Source organism: Frateuria sp. GZRR35, assembly GCF_051900415.1.
Taxonomy (GTDB): Bacteria; Pseudomonadota; Gammaproteobacteria; order Xanthomonadales; family Rhodanobacteraceae; genus Frateuria_A.
In genome coordinates, this window is record NZ_JBHZGL010000001.1 from 64835 (window position 1) to 87870 (window position 23036).

The 23036-nt window shown below is 69.4% G+C and carries 22 protein-coding genes; 17 read left to right on the top strand and 5 right to left on the bottom strand.

The features are described 5' to 3' along the window. Window positions 1–42: 42 nt before the first annotated feature. Both ACFWZ3_RS00310 and ACFWZ3_RS00315 read right to left on the bottom strand, forming a co-directional pair. Window positions 43–1638 (bottom strand): GMC family oxidoreductase, encoded by a 1596-nt coding sequence (locus ACFWZ3_RS00310; protein WP_439706194.1) that lies wholly within the window; start codon window positions 1636–1638, stop codon window positions 43–45. A gap of 2 nt (window positions 1639–1640) precedes the next feature. Beyond that, window positions 1641–3347: an AsmA family protein gene (locus ACFWZ3_RS00315; RefSeq protein ID WP_439705799.1), complete on the bottom strand. Its 1707-nt coding sequence runs from the start codon at window positions 3345–3347 to the stop codon at window positions 1641–1643. A gap of 139 nt (window positions 3348–3486) precedes the next feature. Here ACFWZ3_RS00315 and ACFWZ3_RS00320 point away from each other — a divergent pair, with 139 nt between their 5' ends. The 4 genes from ACFWZ3_RS00320 (at window position 3487) to ACFWZ3_RS00335 (ending at window position 5508) form a co-directional block, all read left to right on the top strand. Then, entirely contained in the window at window positions 3487–3645 is a 159-nt protein-coding gene (locus ACFWZ3_RS00320) for a hypothetical protein (RefSeq protein ID WP_439705800.1), read from the top strand. 76 nt (window positions 3646–3721) lie between these two features. Further along, a complete protein-coding gene (locus ACFWZ3_RS00325; protein WP_439705801.1) occupies window positions 3722–4039 on the top strand; it encodes a hypothetical protein in 318 nt (105 codons plus the stop codon). 116 nt (window positions 4040–4155) lie between these two features. Then, window positions 4156–5262, top strand: a complete 1107-nt coding sequence (locus ACFWZ3_RS00330) for a DUF1615 domain-containing protein (RefSeq protein ID WP_439705802.1) — start codon at window positions 4156–4158, stop codon at window positions 5260–5262. A gap of 72 nt (window positions 5263–5334) precedes the next feature. Next, window positions 5335–5508, top strand: coding sequence for a hypothetical protein (locus tag ACFWZ3_RS00335; protein WP_439705803.1), 174 nt, complete (start codon window positions 5335–5337; stop codon window positions 5506–5508). Between the two features lie 78 nt (window positions 5509–5586). On the opposite strand, the gene ACFWZ3_RS00340 is transcribed toward ACFWZ3_RS00335, so the two are convergent. Beyond that, window positions 5587–6864, bottom strand: coding sequence for a DUF763 domain-containing protein (locus ACFWZ3_RS00340; protein ID WP_439705804.1), 1278 nt, complete (start codon window positions 6862–6864; stop codon window positions 5587–5589). A 214-nt stretch (window positions 6865–7078) separates the two neighbouring features. On the opposite strand from ACFWZ3_RS00340, the gene ACFWZ3_RS00345 reads away from it, so the two are divergent. The 3 genes from ACFWZ3_RS00345 to ACFWZ3_RS00355 all read left to right on the top strand — a co-directional run bounded on the left by ACFWZ3_RS00345 (window position 7079) and on the right by ACFWZ3_RS00355 (window position 10525). Further along, on the top strand, window positions 7079–8182 hold the full coding sequence (locus ACFWZ3_RS00345) for an aminoglycoside phosphotransferase family protein (RefSeq protein ID WP_439705805.1): 1104 nt from the start codon (window positions 7079–7081) through the stop codon (window positions 8180–8182). Beyond that, entirely contained in the window at window positions 8179–8883 is a 705-nt protein-coding gene (murU, locus tag ACFWZ3_RS00350) for an N-acetylmuramate alpha-1-phosphate uridylyltransferase MurU (RefSeq protein WP_439705806.1), read from the top strand. Before ACFWZ3_RS00345 ends, murU begins: the two co-directional genes overlap by 4 nt. A gap of 169 nt (window positions 8884–9052) precedes the next feature. Continuing rightward, window positions 9053–10525 (top strand): sensor histidine kinase, encoded by a 1473-nt coding sequence (locus ACFWZ3_RS00355; protein WP_439705807.1) that lies wholly within the window; start codon window positions 9053–9055, stop codon window positions 10523–10525. Between the two features lie 71 nt (window positions 10526–10596). Here ACFWZ3_RS00355 and ACFWZ3_RS00360 read toward each other — a convergent pair whose 3' ends face one another. Together ACFWZ3_RS00360 and ACFWZ3_RS00365 are read right to left on the bottom strand one after the other, a co-directional pair. Further along, window positions 10597–11505, bottom strand: a complete 909-nt coding sequence (locus tag ACFWZ3_RS00360; RefSeq protein ID WP_439705808.1) for a hypothetical protein — start codon at window positions 11503–11505, stop codon at window positions 10597–10599. Further along, window positions 11505–13754: a M1 family metallopeptidase gene (locus tag ACFWZ3_RS00365; protein WP_439705809.1), complete on the bottom strand. Its 2250-nt coding sequence runs from the start codon at window positions 13752–13754 to the stop codon at window positions 11505–11507. Before ACFWZ3_RS00365 ends, ACFWZ3_RS00360 begins: the two co-directional genes overlap by 1 nt. A gap of 789 nt (window positions 13755–14543) precedes the next feature. Here ACFWZ3_RS00365 and nrfD point away from each other — a divergent pair. The 10 genes from nrfD (at window position 14544) to ACFWZ3_RS00415 (ending at window position 22924) form a co-directional block, all read left to right on the top strand. After that, the gene (gene nrfD / locus ACFWZ3_RS00370; RefSeq protein ID WP_439705810.1) at window positions 14544–15887 is read left to right on the top strand and encodes an NrfD/PsrC family molybdoenzyme membrane anchor subunit; all 1344 of its coding nucleotides are present in this window, start codon (window positions 14544–14546) and stop codon (window positions 15885–15887) included. Next, complete coding sequence (locus tag ACFWZ3_RS00375) at window positions 15884–16420, top strand: DUF3341 domain-containing protein (RefSeq protein WP_439705811.1); 537 nt, start codon at window positions 15884–15886, stop codon at window positions 16418–16420. The genes nrfD and ACFWZ3_RS00375 overlap by 4 nt, the downstream gene beginning before the upstream one ends. Window positions 16421–16506: 86 nt before the next feature. Continuing rightward, window positions 16507–17148: a c-type cytochrome gene (locus tag ACFWZ3_RS00380; protein ID WP_439705812.1), complete on the top strand. Its 642-nt coding sequence runs from the start codon at window positions 16507–16509 to the stop codon at window positions 17146–17148. Next, on the top strand, window positions 17145–18224 hold the full coding sequence (locus ACFWZ3_RS00385; RefSeq protein ID WP_439705813.1) for a hypothetical protein: 1080 nt from the start codon (window positions 17145–17147) through the stop codon (window positions 18222–18224). The genes ACFWZ3_RS00380 and ACFWZ3_RS00385 overlap by 4 nt, the downstream gene beginning before the upstream one ends. Then, entirely contained in the window at window positions 18221–18583 is a 363-nt protein-coding gene (locus ACFWZ3_RS00390) for a hypothetical protein (protein WP_439705814.1), read from the top strand. Before ACFWZ3_RS00385 ends, ACFWZ3_RS00390 begins: the two co-directional genes overlap by 4 nt. Next, window positions 18580–19443, top strand: coding sequence for an SCO family protein (locus ACFWZ3_RS00395; RefSeq protein ID WP_439705815.1), 864 nt, complete (start codon window positions 18580–18582; stop codon window positions 19441–19443). Before ACFWZ3_RS00390 ends, ACFWZ3_RS00395 begins: the two co-directional genes overlap by 4 nt. Beyond that, a complete protein-coding gene (coxB, locus tag ACFWZ3_RS00400; RefSeq protein ID WP_439705816.1) occupies window positions 19440–20372 on the top strand; it encodes a cytochrome c oxidase subunit II in 933 nt (310 codons plus the stop codon). The genes ACFWZ3_RS00395 and coxB overlap by 4 nt, the downstream gene beginning before the upstream one ends. Continuing rightward, a complete protein-coding gene (gene ctaD / locus ACFWZ3_RS00405; protein ID WP_439705817.1) occupies window positions 20359–21957 on the top strand; it encodes a cytochrome c oxidase subunit I in 1599 nt (532 codons plus the stop codon). Before coxB ends, ctaD begins: the two co-directional genes overlap by 14 nt. Beyond that, the gene (locus tag ACFWZ3_RS00410; RefSeq protein WP_439705818.1) at window positions 21954–22601 is read left to right on the top strand and encodes a cytochrome c oxidase subunit 3 family protein; all 648 of its coding nucleotides are present in this window, start codon (window positions 21954–21956) and stop codon (window positions 22599–22601) included. The genes ctaD and ACFWZ3_RS00410 overlap by 4 nt, the downstream gene beginning before the upstream one ends. Next, entirely contained in the window at window positions 22598–22924 is a 327-nt protein-coding gene (locus ACFWZ3_RS00415; protein WP_439705819.1) for a cytochrome C oxidase subunit IV family protein, read from the top strand. The genes ACFWZ3_RS00410 and ACFWZ3_RS00415 overlap by 4 nt, the downstream gene beginning before the upstream one ends. Window positions 22925–23036 lie beyond the last annotated feature (112 nt).

Sequence of the window (23036 nt, forward strand, 5' to 3'; positions counted from 1 at the left end):
GCGCCCAAGGGCGCTCCTACAGGTCATACACCCAGGTGCGCGTCACGCGTTGTCGGCCAGCATGAACTTGGCCGCCATCTCGCCGATCACCGCCGACGGCGCCTCGGTGTTGCCGCTGATCAGCGTCGGCATGACCGACGCATCGGCCACGCGCAGACCCTGCACACCACGCACGCGCAATTGCGGATCGACGACCGCGTCCTCATCGGCACCCATGCGGCAGGTGCCGACCGGGTGGTAGATGGTGTCCGCGTGCGCGCGGATCAACGCGCGCAGTCCCTCGTCGTCCTCGATGCCGGTGCCGTACAGCGGGCGCGCACCGTGGGCGGCGAGCGCCGGCGCGGCAAGGATGCGCCGCACGATGCGCGCCCCCTCGACCAACAGCTCCATGTCTTCCGGCGCGGACAGGAAGTTCGGGTCGATCAGCGGCGCCGTGGCGACATCTGCGCGCGCCAGGCGCACGCGTCCGCGGCTGGCGGGCCGCAGCACGCACACGTGCAACGCCATGCCCGTGGACAGGTGCATGCGGCGGTTGTGGTCGTCCACCATGCCGATGCAGAAGTGGAGTTGCAGGTCGGGCCGGTCGACATCCGGGCGGCTGCGCAGGAAACCGCCTGCCTCGGCTGCGTTGCTGGTCAGCATGCCCTCGCCGCGGCGGCGATAGGCGCCGGCACTGGCGGCCACGCGCGCCAGGGTCGCCGGATTCATGCCGAACAGGCCATCGGCGCGTACCCGTAGGTTGGCGGTGTAGTCGATGTGGTCCTGCAGGTGCTCGCCCACGTCCGCAGCGTCGCGAAGCACTTCGATGCCGAGCTCGCGCAGGTGTGCGCCCGGCCCGATGCCGGACAGCATCAGCAGTTGCGGCGAGCCGATTGCCCCGGCGCAGACGACCACCTCGCGCCGCGCCCGCAGTTGCTGATCGCCGACCAGCAAGCCGCTCGCGCGATGGCCATCGAACAGGATGCGCTGTACCGGGCGCCCGGCCAGCACGCGCAGGTTCGGCCGCGATTTGCCATCGCCCAGGTATGCACGTCCCGCATCGACCCGGCGCCCGTCGCGCTGGTACACCTGATAGAGGCCCACGCCCTCCTGGCGCGGCCCGTTGAAGTCGTCGTTGCGCGGGTAGCCGCACTGCACCGCCGCCTCCACGAACGCGCGGCTCATCGGACTGGGCGAGCGCAGGTCGCTCACCGGCAGCGGTCCGCCGATGCCGTGCCAGTCGTCGGCGCCGCGCTGGTTGTCCTCAATGCCGCGGAACACCGGCAGCACGTCGCGCCAGCTCCAGCCGGTGCAGCCGAGCGCGGCCCAGCCGTCGTAATCCTGCGGCTGGCCACGGGTGCAGATCATCGCGTTGATCAGGCTGCTGCCGCCGACGCCACGCCCGCGCGGCACGTAGCCGCGGCGTCCGCCCAACTGCGTCTGCGGCACCGTCTGGTAGGCGTAGTTGTGCCGGCTGCGGAACGGCACCAGCGCGGCGATGCCCATCGGGACGCGGCTCAACCACGAGGGCGTGGCCGGTCCGGTTTCGACCAGGCACACGGTCGGCCGCCCCGGCGCATCGGCCAGCCGCGCGGCCACCGCGCAGCCGGCCGGGCCGGCGCCGATCACAACGAAATCGGCGCCCTCGCCGTCGATCACGCTCAATGCCCCGAGGTCGGCTGCTTGGGCTTGAGCGCGTTCTGCAACAGGTTGTTGAGCACGTCCTTGCCGCTGTCGGCCGGCGGCTTCGCCGCGGGTTGGGTGCTGTTGCCGCGCGTGCCCGCTTCCAGCAGGCCGACCGCCGCCTTCGGGTCGAGCTTGAAGCTGGGCGCGCTGGCGGTGCCGCCGACACGCACGCCCACGCCGTTGGTGCTCATGCCCTTGATCAGGCCGCCGAGCGCGCCGCCGGCCTTCGATCCGCCCAGCAGGCCGGCGAGGCCCTGACCGGCCTGGCCGGCGCCGGTGACGCCTTCATCGAGCTTGACCAGCATGCGGAAATCGAGCGCGCCGTCGGCGGCCATGCGGCCCTTGCCGGTGAAGCTGCCGAGCTGCGCGATCTGCGCCTTGGCCGGGTCCGCGTCGATACCCTTGGGCGAGATGGTCAGCATTGCCTCGGCGTGCCGGATCACGGTGTCCTTCGGCGCGCTGATGCCGGCCAGCGCCAGCGCGCCGCCGAGCTTGTCGCCCAGGCTGTAGCCGGCCAGCCGCGTGCCGTCGAGCGAGACCGGCCCGTGGATGACCAGCGCATCGAGCGGCCCGCGCACAGTCAGATCCATGCTGGCGGTGCCACCGGCCAGCCGCGAGTCCTTAGGCAGGATCACGCCGAACACCGGCAGCAGCGGCTGCAGGTCGTCGATCGGCTGGCGCTGGCCCTTCACCTTGAAATCCATGCGCATCACTGCGGGGCGGTTGTCGAAGCTGCCGCCGATGGACAGCTGCGCCGCGCCGGCGTGCAGCACCGTGTTGGCGATGCGCCCGGTGCCGTTATCCAGCCGGTAGTCCGCCTGGTAGTCGATGCGCAGCGGCTGCGGCGAGGGCGAACCGGAGGCCACCAGTTGCAGCTTGCGCGCATCGATGCGGCCCCTGGAGCGCAGCACGCCCTTGGCCGAGGTGATCTGCGTGTCCAGGTCGAGCACGCCGCCGACGCCGCTGTCGCGCGCCATCAAGCCGGCGCCGACCAGGTTCAGGTCGTGCATCAGCAAGTGCGCATCGACCGGCGTCAGCACGGCGTTGCCTGCCTGCCAGGGACCGAGCTTGCCGTCCAGCGCCAGCGTGCCGCCGCCGGCGATGTCAGCCTTGAGCTCGAACGGAAAGGCCGCCTGTGTGCCGACGTGGTCCGCACTCAGCTGCACGTGATCGTAGACCTTGCGGTCGCCGGCCATGCGCGTGAGTTCGATGCGGCCGTCGTCGATGCGCAGCCGGTCGACCGTGAGCCCGGTCGGCGCCGCCGCCCCGCGGCCTGCCCCCGACTCCGGCCCGCCCGCACCGAGCCCGGCGAAATTCCAGTCGCCCTTGCGGTTCTGCAGCAGGCGAACCACCGGTTTGTCGAGGGTCAGTGAGGTGACGTGAAGCTCGCGATGGACCAGCAACGGCCACAGCTTCACGCCCAGGTCCAGTGAGCGCGCGCTGACGAACGGCTGCTTGCCGAACCGGGGATCGTCGCCGATGCGGATCTCGTCCGCCTCCAGCGAACCGGTCCACACCGACATGTGCAGCGTGCCGATGCTCACCTCGCGACCCAGCGCCTTGCCCAGCGAGGCCTGGATCTGCGGACGGAAGTGATTGGCATCCACCAGCAGCAGCGCGGCAGCGCCCAGCACGACCAGGGCCAGCACGACGACGATCACTCCGACCAGCAGGCGCTTCATGAGGCTTCTCCCCAGCAAAGTGCCCCGATACTAACCAAACCCCGCGCGTGCTCCGACCGTCCGGCCATGCCGGCGTGACGCAGGCCCGCATCCGTGCCGTGGTTGAACCCGGTCAGGGTCGGGCCCACATTCTGACTCCATGGGCTGTCTTCCGGTTCCGCTGTTCTTCCTGCTCGGCTTCGGCATCGGCTATGCCGTGGGCGGGACGCCAGGCGCGCTGTGGGGTGCGGGCGTCGGCTTGGTCGCGGGGCTCGCCGGCATGGGCTGGATGATCCGCCTCATGCGTGGCCGTCGCTGAACGGGCCGCGGCGCGTGTGCTGGCCTTTACCTCCGGCGCGTAGTCGAATGGCGGGCAGTCTCCAGCGGAGTTCCGGGTGATCAAGGACATCGACCGTCTCAACCGTCACCTCGACCGCTTCGAGCGGCGGTTGCCGCGCTGGATCGCCTCGCCCCTGCGCTGGCTGCGCGCACCGTCCTCGCGCTGGGTACGCATTCCGGTGGGTGTGCTGCTGATCGTGGCGGGATTCTTCAGTTTCCTGCCGCTGCTTGGCCTCTGGATGCTGCCGCTGGGCGTGCTGCTGCTGGCCCAGGACCTGCCGTTCCTGCGCCGCCCCACGCGTTGGTCGCTGATCGTGCTGGAGCGCCGGTGGCTGCGCTGGAAACGGCGGCGGCGCCAGGCCCACCGGCCGTAGGGTGGGCTTGAGCCCACCGCAGCCCGCGGCAAGACCCCCGGTGGGCTGAAGCCCACCCTACATCACTCCGATGCGGCTTCAGTCGCCATTGGCGAGCGCTACGGCACCCTAGGCGGATGCGTAACCGAACGCCCTCCCGTCCTGTCGTCCTGCTTGCGCTGCTGGCCTTGGTCGCCGGCTGCGCGCGTCCGCGCGTGGAAGCGCCGCAGCGCCGCCCCGACGAGGTACGCGCGCAGATCGTACGCCTGCTGCCCGGCAACACCGCGGACCGCGCCGGCTGGGCGACCGACATCTACGCCGCTTTCTCTGCGCTCGACATCGAGCCGACGGCCAGCAACCTCTGCGCGACCCTCGCGGTCGCCGCGCAGGAATCGAATTACCACGCCGAGCCGGTGGTGCCTGGCCTCGGCGCCATCGCACGCAAGGAGATCGACCGCCGCGCCGCCGCGCACCACGTGCCACAGTTCCTGGTACGCGCCGCGCTGGCGCTGAAATCGCCCGACGGCAAGAGCTACGGCGACCGCCTGGCCGCCGTGCGTACCGAGCGCGAACTGAGCCGGCTGTACGAGGATTTCATCGGCATGGTGCCGCTGGGCCGCCGCCTGCTGGGGGACGACAACCCGGTGCACACCGGCGGCCCGATGCAGGTAAGCGTGGCCTTCGCCGAAGATTTCGCCGACGACCACACCTACCCGTACCCGGTCGATGGCTCGATCCGCCACGAGGTGTTCAGCCGCCGCGGCGGCCTGTACTTTGGCATCGCCCATCTGCTCGCCTACCCGGCCGACTACCCGCAGATGCTCTACCGCTTCGCCGACTACAACGCCGGCTGGTACGTCAGCCGCAACGCGGCGTTCCAGAACGCGCTCAGCGTCGCCACCGGCATTGAACTCGATTTCGACGGCGACCTGATCCGCTACCAGGGCGGCCTGGGCGCCACCGAGCGGGCCGCGCGCACGCTGGCCGCGCGGCTGGACCTGGAGCCGGGTGAAATCCACGACGCGTTGGCCGAAGGCGAGAACCCCGACTTCGTGCGCACCGCCCTGTACACCCGCGTGTTCGAGCTGGCCGACGCCAGCGCGCGCAAGCCGCTGCCGCGCGCAATGCTGCCGCGGATCCGGCTGGAGAGCCCCAAGATCACCCGCAAGCTCACTACCGCGTGGTTCGCCAAGCGCGTCGACGGGCGCTACCAGCGTTGCCTGGCGCAGGCCTCACGAGGTTGAGTCAGCCTCTGCACGGGTGACCGACGCGCCGCGCGGTACAACTGGTCTTCCGCAACCGGAGGAGACCCGACGATGGCCGACACCAAAAAGCCATCCCGCGACAGCGACGCGCGCCGCGAACTCGACCGCGACTACACCTGTCAGGCGAAGAACGCACGCGGCGACACGGTGGAAAACGAGCTGGACCAGGAAACCGATCACCTGCAACGCGACTACGACAGCGATTCGCCAAAGAACCGCGATTGATCCCGTAGGGTGGGCTTCAGCCCACCGGCTCTTGCCGCAACGGGGCGGTGGGCTGAAGCCCACCCTACGCGCAAGGCGTTACGACGCCTTCTTCTGCCCGGCCGGCTCGGCCGCGGGCGGCTCCCAGCCGAACACGCTGCGCCCGCCGTACTCGTGCGAGCGCAGGCGCTCCTCGGCGATGTACTGCTCCACCGAGGGCCCCCGGGCGTGCTGCTCCAGCCGGCGCGCCTGTTCGTCGAGCCGCCTGAGCGCGGCCAGTTGTTCCTCCCGGCCGAGCCTGGCGTTCTCCACCGCGGACTTGAGCACGCCAATGGTGTGGTCGTAGACGCGCGTAGGCACCGGGAAGGGGTGGCGGTCCTTGCCGCCGTGCGCGAGCGAGAAGCGCGCCGGATCGCTGAAGCGGCACGGCGCGCCATGCACCACTTCGGCGACCATCGCCAGCGCGCGCACCGTGCGTGCGCCCACGCCCGGCACCTGCAGCAGCTCGGTGAAGTCGCGCGGGCCGTTTTCCGCGGCGGCGGCCAGCGCGCCGTGCAGGCGGCGCGTGACGACGTCCGCGCCGCGCACGTCGTGGTGGTCAGGCATCACCAGGTGCGGTAGCAGGCCCAGTTGCAGCGGTGCATCGATCGGCGGTGCGGCCGGGGTTCTGCCTTCGATCCGGCTGAACTCCCGCGCGACGCCCTCCGGCCCGAGCGTGCCGAGCAGTTCCAGCTGCGCCAGGCGCGAGGCCTGCGCGCGATGGTCGGCCAGGTTGACGATGCGCCCCTGCCCCGGTCCGTCGACCGCCGCGTGCGGATCGTCGACGAAGCTCTTCAGGTTTTCCGACAGCCAGTGGTAGCGCCGCGCCTGCCGGCGCTCGCCGTTCATGCCCTGCTGCACCACCACCCACTGGCCGTCGTCGGTCACCACGAAGCCGTGCAGGTAGAGGTCGAAACCGTCCTGCACCGCGGCGCTGTCGACCTTGGCCACCAGCCGGCTCGCGCCCGCCAGCGCGCTGCCGTCGAAACCGACCTTTTCGCCGATCGCCACCAGCTCGCCCGGCGTGGCACGCGAATGCTTGCCGCGCCCGCCACAGACGTGGATGCCCAGTTCGCCCGACAGTGGCGCCAGGCCGCGCTTGAGCGCGCCGATCACGCTGGTGGTGATCCCCGAGGAATGCCAGTCCATGCCCATCACCGCGCCGAAGGACTGGAACCAGAACGGATGCGCCAGGCGGCGCAGGAATTCGTCGCGGCCGTACTCGCGCACGATCGCCTCGGCCATCAGCGCGCCGAGCCGGGTCATCCGGTCCGCCAGCCAGCGCGGCACGCGACCGCCGTGCAGCGGCAGGTCGGCGCTTCCGGATCGTCGGGTCATGCGGGCGGGGCTCCAGAGCGGTCGGCAGGGCGGGCTTCGGCCCGGCGTGGGCGGTGGGCTGACGCCCACCTGCAAAAGGCCGTGCAGGCCCGGACCGAGTATCGCAAACGGGCGTCTCACCGGATGAACCTCCGCCAGCCGGTGCCGCGCAGCCGGATGGACCGCGTGCGCGCCGCCTCGCTAAGCTGGCGCGATGCCCGCGACCGACCTGCCCATGACCGCCTCCGACCGCGCCGCCGCCCGCCTGGCCTGGGCCCGCGCCACGCTGCACGACGATACGCTGACGCTGGCGCCGGCCTCGTCCGATGCCAGCTTCCGCAGCTACTGGCGGCCACTACAGGAGGACGGCTGGATCGTCATGGATTCCCCGCCCGCGCTGGAGGATCCGGCGCCGTGGGTCGCCATCGGGGCACGCCTGCGCGACGCCGGGCTGCGCGCTCCGGTCGTACTGGCGCAGGACCCGGCACAGGGCTTCCTGCTCATCGAGGACCTTGGCCGGGAGGACTATCTCTCCGGCCTGGACGAGTACACGGCCGATGCGCTCTACGGCAAGGCGATGGACGCCCTGTTGCGCATCCAGACCCATGTCGACGGTTCGGACCTCCCGCCCTACAACCACGCCTTCCTGCAGCGCGAGCTCGAACTGATGCCCGAGTGGTTCCTGCAGCGCCACCTGGGCTACACGCCCGAGTGCGAGGAGTGGGACGTGATCGAGCAGGCCTTCACCGTGCTGTTGCACAACGCCGCCGAGCAGCCGCGCGTGTTCGTGCACCGCGACTTTCACAGCCGCAACCTGATGCGGACGCAGGACACGTCGGTCGGTCCGCACCGCAAGCTCTGCCTGACGCCCTTCCTCGAGGCCGGGCCGCGCGCGGAACGAACCGATCCGGATGATCGGCCTTTCCTGCGCAGCCCCGGCATCATCGATTTCCAGGGCGCGCTGCACGGCCCGCTCGCCTATGACCTGGCCTCGCTGTTGCGCGACTGCTACATCGCCTGGGACGAGGCGCGCGTGACGCAGTGGGTGGAGCAGTACCGCCAGCGTGCGCGGCAGGCGGGCCTGCTCGATGCGACGGTCGACCGCGAGCGCTTCCAGCGCTGGTTCGACCTGATCGGCCTGCAGCGGCACATCAAGGTGCTCGGGATCTTCTGCCGGCTCTGGTACCGCGACGGCAAGCGCGGCTACCTCGCTGACCTGCCGCGCGTGCTCGGCTACGTGCTCACCGTCGCGCGCCGCTATCCGGAACTGGCCGACCTCGCCGCGTTGATCGCGCGCTGCGTGGGCGAGCGCGACATCACTGCGCCGGCCGCCGCATGAGGCACGCACTGATCTTCGCCGCCGGCCTGGGCGAGCGCATGCGCCCGCTCACCGACCACACGCCCAAGCCGCTGCTCGAAGCCGGCGGCAAGCCACTGGTCGCCTGGCATCTGGAAAAGCTCGCTGCCGCCGGCGTGCACTATGTGGTCGTCAACACCTCGCACCTGGCCGGGCAGTTCCCGGAGGCGCTCGGCGACGGCAGCCGCTGGGGCCTGCGCATCCGCTACGCCTACGAAGGCCCGACGCCGCTGGAAACCGGCGGCGGCATGCTCAACGCGTTGCCGTTGCTGGGCGACGCGCCGTTCATCGCGGTCAACGGCGACATCCACAGCGACATCGACTATTCCATGCTGCCGAACGAGCCGCAGGACCTTGCGCACCTGGTGATGGTCGACAACCCGGCGCACCATCCGGCGGGCGACTTCCTGCTCGATGCCCAGGGCCGACTGCGCGCCGAAGGCGCGCCACGGCTCACCTTCAGCGGCGTCGGCGTGTATCGACGGGAACTGTTGAGGGACTGGCGCCAGGTAATCGGCGACACGCCCGGCGTGACGGACCAACCGCCACGCTTCAAGCTCGCCCCGCTGCTGCGCGCGGCCATGGCCGGCGGCCAGGTGCACGGCACGCATCACCGCGGCGCGTGGACCGACGTGGGCACGCCCGCGCGCCTGGCCGAGCTGGACGGGCGCCTGCGCCGTTAGCGCGCCGTTGCCGGCCGACTGCAAGCCAAGGGCATGCGGCGGCATTAAGCTTCTCCCTGCCGCACCCGGAGAGTGCAGGCAGACAGGCGCCCGCGTGGCAGGCAGGTGATGACGTGACCTGCATCCGCGAGACTGCATAGTCAAAAAAAAACACAACAAAAGCGCACCCATGGACGAGAACGAACGGATGCAAGCCGAACCACGGATGGCCCAGCGCGTGTCTGCCTATGACTGGGCGGCGACGGCGATGGGGCCGATGGAAAACTGGTCCCAACCCCTGCGTACCGTGGTCGACATCATCCTGTCGTCCAACCTGCCCATGGTGATGGCCTGGGGCCCGGACGCGCAGCTGATCTACAACGACGCCTATGCGGTCTTCGCCGGCGGCCGCCACCCCTACCTGCTCGGTCTCAACGTGCTGGCCGCCTGGCCGGAGGTGGCGGAGTTCAACCAGCACGTACTGGACGTGACGCTGGCCGGCGAGCCACTGTCGTACAAGGACCAGCCGCTGGTGCTGTTCCGTCACGGCCACGCCGAGGACGTCTGGCTGGATCTGGACTACACGCCGGTGCGCGATGCCGACGGCGTGCCGCGCGGCTTCCTTGCCACCGTGGTGGAAACCACGGCGCGGGTGAAGGCCGAGCGTGCCTACCATCGCGCCCGCGAACAGGTCGAGCTGGCGCTCAACGCAGGTGCGGCGATCGGCACCTGGTTCTGGGACATTCCCGGCAACTGCGTCGTGGTCGACTGCCGGCTGGCGCGCGCCTTCTCGATCGACCCGGCCCAAGGCGGGGCTGGCCTGCCGGTTGAAGCGTTCCTTCAGCGCATCCACCCGCAGGACCTTCCGGAAGTCGAGGTCCGCATCCAGGAGAGCATCGCCCACGGTGCGCCCTACCGTTGCCAGTACCGCATACGCCAACCCGACGACAGCTATCTCTGGGTCGAGGCCTCCGGCCGCTGCGAGCACGACGAGGACGGCAACCCCACCTGCTTCCCGGGGCTGATGGTCGACGTACACGAGCGCAAGCTGGCCGAACAGCAGCAACGCACGATGATCAACGAGCTCAACCATCGGGTGAAGAACACCCTGGCGATCGTGCAATCGCTGGCCACGCAGTCGTTCAGCGGGGCATCGTCGGTAGAGAGCGCGGCAGAGGTGTTCAACGCGCGCCTGATCTCGCTCTCGCACGCGCACGACGTGATCACCCGCGAGCATTGGCGCAGCGCGCTGCTGCGCGACCTGGTCGAGCAGATGGCGCACTCGCACAACTTCCGCGGCAGCGAGCGCTTCGACATCGACGGGCCGCGTGTGCGGCTGTCTCCGCAGAACGCGCTGTCCTTCGCCATGGCCCTGCACGAGCTGGCGACCAACGCGATCAAGTACGGCGCGCTGGGCGACCGCGGCGGCGGGGTGCGTATCCACTGGCGCATCGGCGAAGCCAACGGCAAGCGCATCCTGTACCTGGACTGGATCGAACACGGCGGCCCGCCGGTACAGCCGCCGGCCCGCAAGGGTTTCGGCACGCGACTGGTCGAGCGCTGCTTCAATCCGGCGCGCAACGGGGCCGTCAGCATCGACTATCGCGAGAGCGGCCTGGCCTGCCACATCGCCGTGCCCTTGCCGGAAGTCGACGAGGAGTAGGCGCCCGGAGCTGGCGCCATGAAAAAAGCGCGCGCTCCGGAATGGAGCCGCGCGCCCTGGAACCCTTGCCGCTACAGCGCGGGCGTGAACCCGCCGCGTCGCGGCGCCAGCGAGCGGCCGACGGCGGCCAGGGCGAACAGGCGTGCGATGCGCATCCAGCCCACCACAAGCACCGCCAGTTCGGCGAACAGCAGCGCCAGCAGGAAGCCGCCCAGCCCCACTGCCGGCGTATGCACGCGACCCACGCCGCAGGCCAGTGCGATCGCCGAACCGATGGCACCGATCACCAGGTAGCTGAGCAGCGTACCCAGCGGCCGGCGCAGCAGCTGCATGAAGCCACGGCCCAGCGCGCGGGTCGCCGAGCGCAGGCCGGGATCGACGATGAACGCGGCACGGGCCGATTCCACCGTCGCATGGGCCAGCACGAACAGCACCCCCAACACCCACTGTGCGGTATGCACGTACCTATCGGCGGCGCTCTGCAATACCGCGTGCTCCCCGGACTTGTGCGCGGCACCGATCGCCATGGCGCCCAGACCGATGGCGATCGCGTAGGGCAGCAACGACCACAGCATCAGGCGGAACATGCGGCCGTATTCGATCACGCCCGACTGCAGCAGCTGGCCGAAACCGAGTGCACGGCCGGCACGGCCGGTGGCCACCGTCATGCCGGTCAGGAACGGGCCCAGCAACAGCGCGAACACGGTCGCCAGCAGCAGCGAGCCGTGCAGCGCAGCGCCGCTGTCGCCGAGTCGGTCCACCACGTCGCCGAAGGCCAGCCCGTCGAAGTGCTGCGCCCAGTTGGCCGCATGCACGGAACGGTCGAGCAGGCCGGCCAGTGTGCGCCACACCGGCAGCGTAGCCAGCGCGGTCGGCAGCAGCAGGAACACCAGCCACAGCAACAACAGGCGCCACTGCAGGGCCGCCACGGGCGCGAGCATCACGGCGCCCACATCGGTACGTCGGGTCGAGGTCATCATCACAGCGACACCAGCAGGGAGTAGAAGGCCTGCACGAAGGCAGCAAAATCGGCGCTCCAGCGACGCGAGGCGGCGCCGTTGGGTTCGACCGTGCGACTGTCGTTCAACTTGTTCGCGTCGAGATAGATCTTGCGCTGCGGGTCGAGCTCGGCCGACACCACCTTGGCCGGGCCGGTGAACTCGAAGCGCGCCCAGCGCCGGTCATCGTTCCAGCGCAGCTCCTGGTGGCTGCCGTCGGCAAAGGTGACACGCAGGGTCTGCGGCACCGGCGCGCCCTCGCGCACCACGCTCACCGTGCTGCGCCAGGGAAACGGCCCAGTGCCCGGCTTGGCGTTCGGGTGCGCCTTTTTCCAGTCTTCGCGCTGCTTGTCGATCTGCTTGTCCTGCGCGGTGCTGTCGCCATCGGTGTGCTTGCCGTTGGCCACCGTGCTGCCGGCCGGCGGCAATACTTCGTCGCTGTCGATGTTGGCCACGCGGTCGTCGATGTGCGCCGTGCCGTAGACGTACTGGTCGAACACCTCGTTGACGTTCTTCGCGTCGCCGGACACCTCGATCAGCGTCGCGCGCAGGTCGGCGGCCGAGGGATGCCGGAAGTGCCAGCGCTTGTAGTACTCGCGGAAGGCGCGCTCGGTGACGTCCTTGCCCAACCGCTCCTCCAGGTCGTGCATCGCCGTGGCGGTGCGCGAGTAGACCGTGCCATAGCTGCCGCTGGAGAGCCGGTCCCAGGCGTTCTCGCCGAGCGGGTCGTAGGGCTGCTTGAGGCCGGCGTCCATCCGCTCCAGCGCGAAACCGCTGATCGAGGGTGCGAAACCCGCGCGCCTGAGCAGGCTGTTGGTCAGGTCCAGGCCCTGCCCGCGCTCGCGCAGCATGCGCTGGTCCCAGTACTCGTTGAGGCCTTCGTCGAGCATCGGCTCCTCGAATTCGTTCGAGGCGAGCAGGCCGTAGAAGTAGCCGTGGCCGAACTCGTGGATGGTCACGAAGTCGATCGCGTACTGGGTGACCGTGCCCGGCGTGACTTCCTTGTAGCCTTCGGCGGTGAAGAAGGTCGGGTACTCCATGCCGCCCGCTTCGCTCGCGTTGTACGGCGGCACCACCGCGGTAAGCGTGCGGTAGGGATAAGCGCCGAGCGTGTCGGAGAAGTAGGTCAGCGAGTCGGTACTGGCCTTGAGCACCGGCTGCGCACTGGCGGCATACTCGGGCGGGTACAGCACGCGCACCGCAACCTTCGGACTGCCCGGTCCCTGCCAGCTGCTGTCGAGCACCTTGTAGCCCTTGGCCGCGACCCAGGCGAAGTCGTGCACGTCACCCTGCACGTAGTGGTAGGTAGTCTTGCCGTTGGCCGTGACTGCCGCGCCCTGCTGCTCGCCCACCGCGCCCACGGTGTAGTCGCTGGGCACGGTCATGGTGACGTCGAAGCGGCCGAAGTCGGCGTAGAACTCGCTGTTGAAGTGGAACTCGTGCACGTTCCAGCGCACCTGCGTGGCGCCCCGCTCGCCCGGCAGCTCGAGCACACCGATTTTCGGGAACCATTGCGCGACCATGTTGAAATCACCCCACCAGCCGGTGCGCTCGACCACGCGCGGCAGCTGGCTGAGGAAGTCGATGTCCAGTGTCAGCGTGCCGCCGGCCGGAACCGGCTGAGCCAGGTCGATGCGCGCGACCGTCCGGTCGGTCTTGGGGCCGCCGTCGGGATGCACGAACGTCCACTTGAGCGCGGTACCGTTCTGGATGACCTGCTTGAGGTCGATCCAGCCCCACTGCCCTTTCTCCAGTTTCGCCGCGCCGCGCGAGCCGCTGTGCGCGGTAAGGATCTCGCGCTCGGTGAAGAAGGTGCTGCCCTCGTTCTGGAACGCGTTGAGGTACAGGTGCACGTAGATGCTGCGGACTTCGCGGTCGCTGCGGTTGCGCCAGGTCAGCTGTTCCTTGCCGCTTACCGCATGTTTGGCCGCGTCCAGCGCCGCGTCGATGCGATAGTCGACCACGCGGTCGGACAGTGTCGGCTCGTTGCCGGTGCGCGGACCGCCCCAGGCATCCGGCGCGCTGGGCACGTGCGGCGCGGAGGCGTTGGCCGGTGCGAAGGGAATGGGCGCAAGCGCGGGTGTCGGCGCGCTCGTCGCGGACGCGGGCGCGGCCACGCTCGTGGCGGGCGCGGGTGCCGTAGGCTGGGCCTGGGCATGCAGCAGCGCCGGCATGGCGGTGGCGCCGCACAACGCGAGCGCGCCCAGCCATCCGGTTACGGTCGGTTTCATCTGACGATCCCCCTGTCTGGCGGGCCCTGGCCCACCGATCCAAGACGCTGGTGGCCATCCCCAAAGCGCCACCGCAGGCGCGCAGCGTGCGGCATCCGTTGGCAGGGGCACATAGGCCAAAGGTCATGGGCGTCAGGCCTCCTTCCGATCCAGGAGGAGCTCCAGGAAAGAGCAGAACGCCGACCACGGCGGAGAACCAGCTCGCTCTGCCCGGAGTGAGAGGGTTCAAGAGCGAAGCGGTACGGACCCTGGCCGCAAACCCGGCTCCCTCTCCCCTCCGGGGAGAGGGTTCAAGAGCGGAGCGGTACCGAACCCTGGCCGCAAACTCAGCTCCCTCTCCCCTCCGGGGAGAGGGTTGGGGTGAGGGGCGCGCTTGCGGGGGGCCCCTACTGTCGCGATGCAGCTTCGGTGTTTCGCACGACCGACCTGTCGGGCGAGCCCCGGGGCCGCCCCCCCCCCCCCCCCCCCCGGGGGGGGCCGGGGGCGCCCCCCCCCCCCCCCGGGGCTCGCCCGGAACGCCCAGTTCCTGCGTGGCTTTTTGCCGGGCGCTTGGCTTCGGGCCGCCCTCCCCGCAAGCCTCGACCCCTCACCCCAGCCCTCTCCCCGAAGGGGAGAGGGAGCCGTATCGGTGGATCGGGTGTCGAAGAGGCCATCACCCTGCTTCGCGCTTGCTCCCGCCTTCCGGATTGCCCACCTGGCGCACGCGTGCGCCAGACCCGCCCCCTCTCCCCCATCCTTGATAAGCGACAGGGGAGAGGGAGCTGTATCGGCAAGCCCGGAGGTATCGGCATGACCGCCCCCCTGCTTGCCCCGCGCAAAACCAACGCGTCGATCACCGACAAGGTGAGCGCCATCGTGCTCGAGCGGCCCACCGGCCGTCTGTGGATGGTCGCCTTCGCGCTCTCCTTCGTGCTCACCGCCTGGCTGGGCGCCGGCATCGTGTGGCTGCTGGCCAGGGGCGTGGGCATCTGGGGCCTGGACATCCCGGTGGCGTGGGCCTTCGCGATCGTGGACTACGTCTGGTGGATCGCCATCGGCATGGCCGGCACCTTCATCTCCGGCGGGCTGTATCTGGCGCGGCAGGGCTGGCGCAACGCGCTCAACCGCTACGCCGAGGCGATGACCGTGTTCGCCGTGTCGGTCTCGGGCATCTTCCCGATCCTGCACCTGGGACGGCCGTGGTTCTTCTACTGGCTCGCTCCCTACCCGGACCGCATGGGCGTGTGGCCGCAGTGGAAAAGCTCGCTGTTCTGGGACTTCTCCGCGATCGTCGCCTACCTGATCGTCTCGGTGTTGTACTTCTACGTCGGCCTGATCCCCGACCTCGCCTCCCTGCGCGACCGCGCCACCACCCGCGGCAAGCAGGTGTTCTACGGCCTGCTCGCGGCCGGCTGGCGCGGCGAGGCGCGCCATTGGCAGCGCTTCGAGACGCTCAACCTGCTGCTCGCCGCGATGGCCGTGCCGCTGGTGTTCTCGGTGCACTCGATGGTGGCGCTGGATTTCTCCGAAGGCCTGCTGCCGGGTTGGCACTCGACCATCTTCCCGCCGTTCTTCGTCGCCGGCGCGCTGTTTTCCGGTTTCGGCATGGTGCTGGTGCTGGGCATTCCCCTGCGGCGCTTCTTCGGGCTGGGCGACTTCATCACCGAGCGGCACATCGCCAACCTCGCCAAGCTGATGCTCGCCGCCGGCCTGTTCGTCGACTACAGCTATGCGTCGGAACTGTTCAACGCCTTCTACAGCGGCGACCGCTACGAGATCGCGCACGCCATGGCCGAGCTGACCGGCGCCTACGCGTGGGTGTACTGGACCATCATCGGCTGCAACGTGGTGGCGATCCAGGCGATCTGGTTCGAGCGTGTACGGAAGAGCCACGCGGCGCTGTTCGTGATCGCGCTGCTGGTGCTGATCGGCATGTGGTTCGAGCGCTTCGAGCTGATCGTCAGCAGCCTGTACCACGACTTCCTGCCCTCGAGCTGGGGCATGTTCTATCCGACGTTCTGGGACATCGGCTTCCTGGCCGGCTCGATCGGGCTGTTCTTCCTCTTGTTCCTGCTGTTCGTGCGGCTGCTGCCGCTGCTGCCGATGTTCGAGCTGCGCAAGCTGCGCGCGCGGCTCGAAAGGGAGGGCGCATGAGCGCATTGCACGAGCAGGGCTGGCTGGCCCGCTTCGAGGATGCCGGCGCGCTGCTGATGGCGGTGCGCGAACTGCGCGGCCGCGGCTATACGCAACTGGAGGCCTATACGCCCTATCCGGTCGAAGGCCTGGCCCAGGCGCTGGGGCCGATGCGCAACCACATCCCCTTGCTGGTGTTGCTGGGCGGCCTGGCCGGCGGCTTCGGCACGCTGTTCCTGCAGTGGTACGCCTCGGTGATCGATTACCCGATCAACGTCGGCGGCCGGCCGAACGCGAGCTGGCCGGCGTTCATCCCGGCGGCGCTGGAGATGACCATCCTGTTCGCCGCATTGTTCGGCATCGTCGGCATGTTCTTCGCCAACGGCCTGCCACGGCTGAACCATCCGCTGTTCGACGTTCCCTGTTTCGATGCCGCGAGCCGCGATGGCTTCTTCCTGTGGCTGCGCGCGGACGACCCCTGCTTCGATGTTGCGCTGGCCCACGACGACCTCGCGCGGCTGGCTCCGCTGGCGGTCGATCGGGTGGGGCCATGAAGCGCCTGCTCGCTCCCTGTAGGAGCGCCCTTGGGCGCGACCGCGGCCTCCCGGTCGCGCCCAAGGGCGCTCCTACAGGGAAGGTCGTGCTCCTGCTCGCCACCCTGCTCCTCACCGGCTGCGAGCAGGCCATGCACGACATGTACTCCCAGCCCAAGTACAAGCCGCTCGAACCCAGCCCGCTGTTCGCCGACGGCAACAGCGCGCGCACGCCGCCGCCGGGCAGCGTGCCGATGGCGCAGGGCGCCGCGGCCGACACGGCCAGCGGCCGCCGCGGGCAGATGACGTTGCCGCCCGATCCGGGCCCGGCGCTGCCGCTGGATGCGCAGGGCCGCAGCCTCGCCCAGGCCGACGTCGGCGAGCGACGCTATGCCAATCCGCTGCCGGTGACCATGGCGCTGCTCCGGCGCGGACAGCAGCGCTTCGACATCTACTGCGCGCCTTGCCACGGCCTCTCCGGCAACGGAGACGGCATGATCGCCCGGCGCGGCTTTCCGGCGCCGCCGAGCTACCACACCGACCGCCTGCGCAACGCGCCGGACAGCCACTTCTACCAGGTGATCAGCGACGGCTACGGGGTGATGTACCCGTACTCCGATCGTGTCAGCCCGCACGACCGCTGGGCCATCGTGGCCTACATCCGCGCGCTGCAGCTCTCCCAGCACGCGCCACGCGACCGGCTGACGCCGCAGGACCTGGCACGGCTGCCGGCAGAGGTGCGTCGATGAACCGGCGCTGGCCCCGGGTGTCGCGCGCCGAAGGCATCGCCGCCGTGATCGGCGTGCTTGCGCTGGCCGGCTGCCTGCTGCTCGGACTGCACGCCCCGCGCACGGTGCTCTTGTCCTACCTGTTTGCCTGGCTGTTCTGGCTGGCGCCGGCGCTGGGCAGCGTGGGCCTGTTGCTGGTCCACGCGCTGACCGGCGGCGACTGGGGCTTCGCCCTGCGTCCCGCGCTGCTGGCCGCCTGCCGGCGCCTGTCGCTGATGGCCGTGTTGCTGCTGCCGGTGCTGATCGGCGTGGCGGTGCTGTTTCCCTGGGCGGACGCGCAGGCGGCCGACCCCAACCTCGCGCACCAGCGCTGGTGGCTCAACCTGCCGTTCTTCCTCGTGCGCGCGGTGATCGTGTTCGCGCTGTGGCTGTGGCTGGCGCACGGCCTCCGTCGCCGGTTGGCCACGCCCGCCGCCGGGCGCTTCGCCGCGGGCGGCCTGATCCTCTACACGCTCACCGTGTCGGTGGCCGCGATCGACTGGGTCGCCTCGCTGGTACCGCGTTGGCATTCAACGACGCTCGGCATCCTGGTCGGCACGGCGCAACTGCTGGCGGCCGCGGGGCTGGCCGTGTGGGTCAGCGTCACGCGCCGCGACGGTGTGTCGGCGCTCTGGACGCCCAGGCGGCTGAACGACCTGGGCAGCATCCTGATGGTGCTGGTGCTCGCCTGGGGCTACCTCGCCTTCATGGACTACCTGACCGTTTGGATCGCCGACCTGCCCTCCGAGACGGTGTGGTACCTGCCGCGGGTGAAGACGCCGTGGCGCTGGCTCGGCGCGTTCCTGGTGCTTTTCCACCTGGCGCTGCCGTTCGCCGTGCTGCTGTCGCGCCAGGCCAAGCAGCGCGTCGCCTGGCTGGCCGGCGTGGGGCTGTGGCTGTTCGTCGCGCAGATCGGTTATGTCGCCTGGCTGGTGCTGCCGGGCTTGCGCGGGCACGCCCTGGCCTGGAGCGACCCGCTGGCGTGGGTCGGCATCGGTGGGCTTTGGTGGCTGGGCTACGGCGCGCAGCGGCGCGCGGCGCTGGAGGTCGAACCATGAGTCGGCAACCCGATTCGCACGAGTCCTACGCGGTGGCTGCCGGCGTGCTGCACTGGGCCGCGGCCATCCTGGCGCTCAGCCTGCTGGCGATCGTGCTGCTGGTGTACGTATGGGCGCGGCCAGTACTGACCGGGGGCGGGCAACCGACGCGGCCGATCCCGCCGCAACCGCGGCTGCAGCCCGATCCGGCGACCGACATCGCCGCGGAGCGTGCGCTGCAGCGTTCGCGTCTGGACGCTTACCAATGGATCGACCCGGCGCATACGGTGGCGCGGATTCCGATCACGCGAGCGATGGCGCTGGTCGCCGCGGGGCAGGGCGCGCCAGCGCCGGCTTCTTCCGCGGAACCACCCCGATGACCACGGTTCCTTGCAGGAGCGCACCGTGCGCGCGACCGCGCAGCCCGGTCGTGCATGGCGGCCGCGCACAGGGTGCGCTCCTGCAGGTGGCATGGCTGTTCTTCGTGTGGATGCCGGTGGCATGGGCCGCGCACGCACCGCCACCGCCTGCCGACCTTACCCAGCGCGCCGGCTTCGACCAACGCCTGGGTGAGCGCATTCCGCTCGACGCACGCTTCCTCGACGCCAACGGCCAGCCCACCGACCTGCGCACCCTGGCCGATGGCAAGCCGTTGCTGCTCGCGCTGGGCTACTACCGCTGCCCCAACCTCTGCGACGTGGTGCTCAACGGCATGGCGCATACCCTGGAAGGACTCGACCTCCAGCCCGGACGCGACTTCGAAGTGGCCTTCGTCAGCATCGACCCGGCCGAGACGCCGGCGGACGCGCGCCACACGCAGGGCATGCTCGCGCGCATGCACCCGAAGGCCCGCGTGCCGCGCTGGCATTTCCTCAGCGGCGACGCGGCCTCGATCGGCGCCTTGGCCAAGGCCGTGGGCTTCCGCTATTTCTACGACGAAAAGCTGCACCAGTACGCGCACGCCGCCGGCCTGGTGGCGATCACCCCGGACGGCAAGGTCGCACAGTACTTTTTCGGCGTGTCCTGGCCGCCGGCCTCGCTGCGGCTGGCACTGGTGCATGCCTCGCAGGGCGAGCTCGGCAGCGTGATCGACCGCCTGGTACTACTGTGCTGCGGCTACGACCCCACCACCGGCCGCTACAGCCTGGCGATCGGCCGCACCATGCAGGTGATGGGCGTGGCCTTCGTGCTGGCGCTGGTCGGCTGGCTGGCCTGGCTGAAGGCGAGGGCGCGCGCATGATGCTGCCGCAGGCCTCCTCCGTCGCGCCGAACGTCGACCATCTGTTCGACACGCTGCTGGGGCTGTGCACGCTGGTGGTCGTCGGCGTGTTCACGGTGATGATCGTGTTCTGCGTCAAGTACCGCCGCGGCACGGCTGCCGAACGCACGCCGGCGCACTCGCACCTGGGCGTGGAGCTGACCTGGACGCTGGTGCCGTTCGTCCTGTTCATGGGCATCTTCGGCTGGAGCGTGCACCTGTGGATCAAGCTGCGCACGCCACCGAAGGACGCGCAGCCGATCTACGTGGTGGCCAAGCAGTGGATGTGGAAGGTGCAGCACCCGGGCGGGCAGCGCGAGATCGACCAGCTGCACGTGCCGGTAGGCCAGCCGATCCGGCTGGTGATGACCTCGCAGGACGTGATCCACAGCTTCTACGTGCCGGCCTTCCGGGTGAAGCAGGACGTGCTGCCGGACCGCTACACGCAACTGTGGTTCACCGCGACCAAAGCGGGCACCTACGACCTGTTCTGCGCCGAGTTCTGCGGCACCGACCACTCGCGCATGCGCGGGCGGGTGGTGGTGATGCCGCCGGCCGACTACGCGCGCTGGCTGCACGCGCACCAGGGCACCGGCCTGGCCGCGCAGGGCGCGGACCTGTTCCGCCAGCTCGGCTGCAGCGGCTGCCACGATCCGCGCTCGGGCGTGCACGCGCCCAACCTCTACGACCTCTACGGCCGCACCGTGCCGCTGACCGACGGCTCGCAGGTGCTGGCCGACGAACGCTACCTGCACGATTCGATCCTCCTGCCGAAGAAGCAGATCGCCGCCGGTTACGCGCCGATCATGCCCAGCTTCGAGGGCCGCATCGGCGAGGAGGACGTGCTGGCCCTGGTGGCGTACCTGAAGACCCGCACGAGCGCGGCGGAGGACACCGATGAGCACCGTTGAACTTGCGCCCCCGCGCAGCTACCTGGAGGAGGGCTTCGGTCTGCGCTCCTGGCTGCTCAGCCATGACCACAAGCGCATCGGCATCATGTACGGCCTGGGCATCACCTTCTTCTTCTTCCTCGGCGGCCTGGCCGCCGCGCTGATCCGCTGGGAGCTGGTCACGCCTGCCGGCGACCTGCTGAGCGCGGAGACCTACAACAAGGCCTTCACCTTCCATGGCGTGGTAATGGTGTGGTTCTTCCTGATCCCTTCGATCCCCGCCACGCTGGGCAATTTCCTGCTGCCGCTGATGATCGGCGCGCGCGACGTGGCGTTCCCCCGGCTCAACCTTTTCAGCTGGTACCTGTACATGCTCGGGGGCATCTTCACCCTGGCCTGCCTGCTGCTGGGCGGCGTGGATACCGGCTGGACCTTCTACACCCCGTTCTCGACGATGTTCTCCAACTCGCACGTGATGATGGCCGTGGTCGGCGTGTTCATCGTGGGCTTCTCATCGATCTTCACCGGCCTGAACTTCATCGTGACCATCCACACCATGCGCGCGCCGGGCATGATCTGGATGCGCCTGCCGCTGTTCGTGTGGGCGATGTACGCGGTGGCGCTGGTGATGATCCTGGCCACGCCGGTGCTGGCGATGACGCTGGCGCTGATCGGCCTGGAGCGACTGTTCGGCGTGGGCATCTTCGACCCGGCGCTGGGTGGCGATCCGGTGCTGTTCCAGCACTTCTTCTGGTTCTACTCGCATCCGGCCGTGTACATCATGATCCTGCCGGCGATGGGACTGGTCAGCGAGCTGATCACCAACGGCGCGCGCCGGCGCATCTTCGGCTACAAGTTCATGGTCTACGCGATCGTCGGCATCGCGGTGGTCGGCTTCCTGGTCTGGGGCCACCACATGTTCGTGGCCGGGCAGTCGATGTACGCGAGCATCATCTTCTCGATCCTCTCGTTCATTATCGCGGTGCCCTCGGCGATCAAGGTCTTCAACTGGACCGCCACGCTGTACAAGGGCGACATCAGCTTCGGTGCGCCGATGCTCTACGCGCTCGGCTTCGTCGGACTGTTCATGCTGGGCGGCCTCACCGGCCTGTTCCTGGCCGCCACCGCGCTGGACGTGAACCTCACCGACACCTACTTCGTGGTGGCGCACTTCCACTACATCATGGTCGGCGGCGCGGTGATGGCCTATCTGGGCGGCATCCACTACTGGTGGCCCAAGATCACCGGACGGATGTATTCGGAGGCCTGGGCGCGCTTCGCAGCGATCCTGATGTTCTTCGGCTTCAACCTGACCTTCTTCCCGCAGTACATCCTGGGCGTCGAGGGCATGCCGCGGCGCTATCACGAGTACCTGCCGCAGTTCCAGGTGTGGAACGTGCTGTCCTCCGCCGGCGCGACGATCCTGGGCGTGGCCTACCTGCTGCCGCTCTTTTACCTCGCCTGGTCGCTACGCCACGGCGCGCGCGCCGGCCCCAACCCGTGGGACGCGACCGGCCTGGAATGGCAGACCCCCTCGCCGCCGCCGCCGCACAACTTCGATGTGACCCCGACCGTCACCGAAGGTCCCTACGCCTACCGCCGATGAACGCCCGAACCCATTCCGTGCCCGAACAGTTCGACGACCCCGTGCAGCAGCGCGAGGCCGCGACGCTGGGCATGTGGGCGTTCCTGGCTACCGAGATCCTGTTCTTCGGCGTGCTGTTCGCCGGCTACACGTTGTGCCGCGTGCGCTTCCCCGAGGCCTTCGCCGAAGCCAGCCGGCACACCGACATGCTGCTGGGCACGATCGAGACCGCCGTGCTGCTGACCAGCAGCTGCGCGGTGGCGCTGTCCGTGCGCGAGGTGCAGCTCGGCGGCCGGCGGCTTGCCACCGCGTTGCTGGGCGTCACCGCGCTGCTGGGCGTCAGCTTCCTGGTGATGCACGGCTTCGAGTACTACGCCGAATACGAGGAAGGGCTGATCCCGTCCATCCACTACACCCAGCAGGGCGTGTACGCGCATGGCATGGCGATCTTCTATTGCCTGTACTACTTCATCACCGGCTTCCACAGCATCCACGTGACCATTGGCGTAGTGCTGATGGCGGTGATGGGCTGGCGCACCTGGCACGGCGCCTACGACGCCGACTACCACACGCCGCTGGAACTGACGGCGCTGTACTGGCATTTGGTCGACATCGTGTGGATCTTCGTCTACCCGGTGATCTACCTGGTGGGGAGGGCCGGATGAACGCCCGTCCGCAACGCAGCCACAAGAGCGGCCCGCGGCCGCCGTCGCTGCGCAGCAACCTGTGGACGCTCCTCGCCCTGCTGGTGCTGCTGGGCCTGAGTGCCGGCAGCGCACTGCTCAGGCTCGGGCCGTTCAACACGGTGGCCAACCTCGGCATCGCGGTGATCAAGGCGCTGTTGGTGCTGACGATCTTCATGCGCCTGAAAACCGACAACGCGCTGCTGCGGATCGTCGCCAGCGCCGGTTTTGCGTGGTTGGCGGTGATGATTGCGCTGTCGTTGTCCGACGTGCTGACGCGCACGCCGCTGCTGGCGCCCTGGTGAGGAAGCGTGGCATGGATTCTGCTTTCCCACGCGCAGGGGCGATTCATTGGCATGCTGGCACCATCGTGGCAGGCATCGTGACGCCCGCCTCTGCGACTGATCCTGTCTTCTT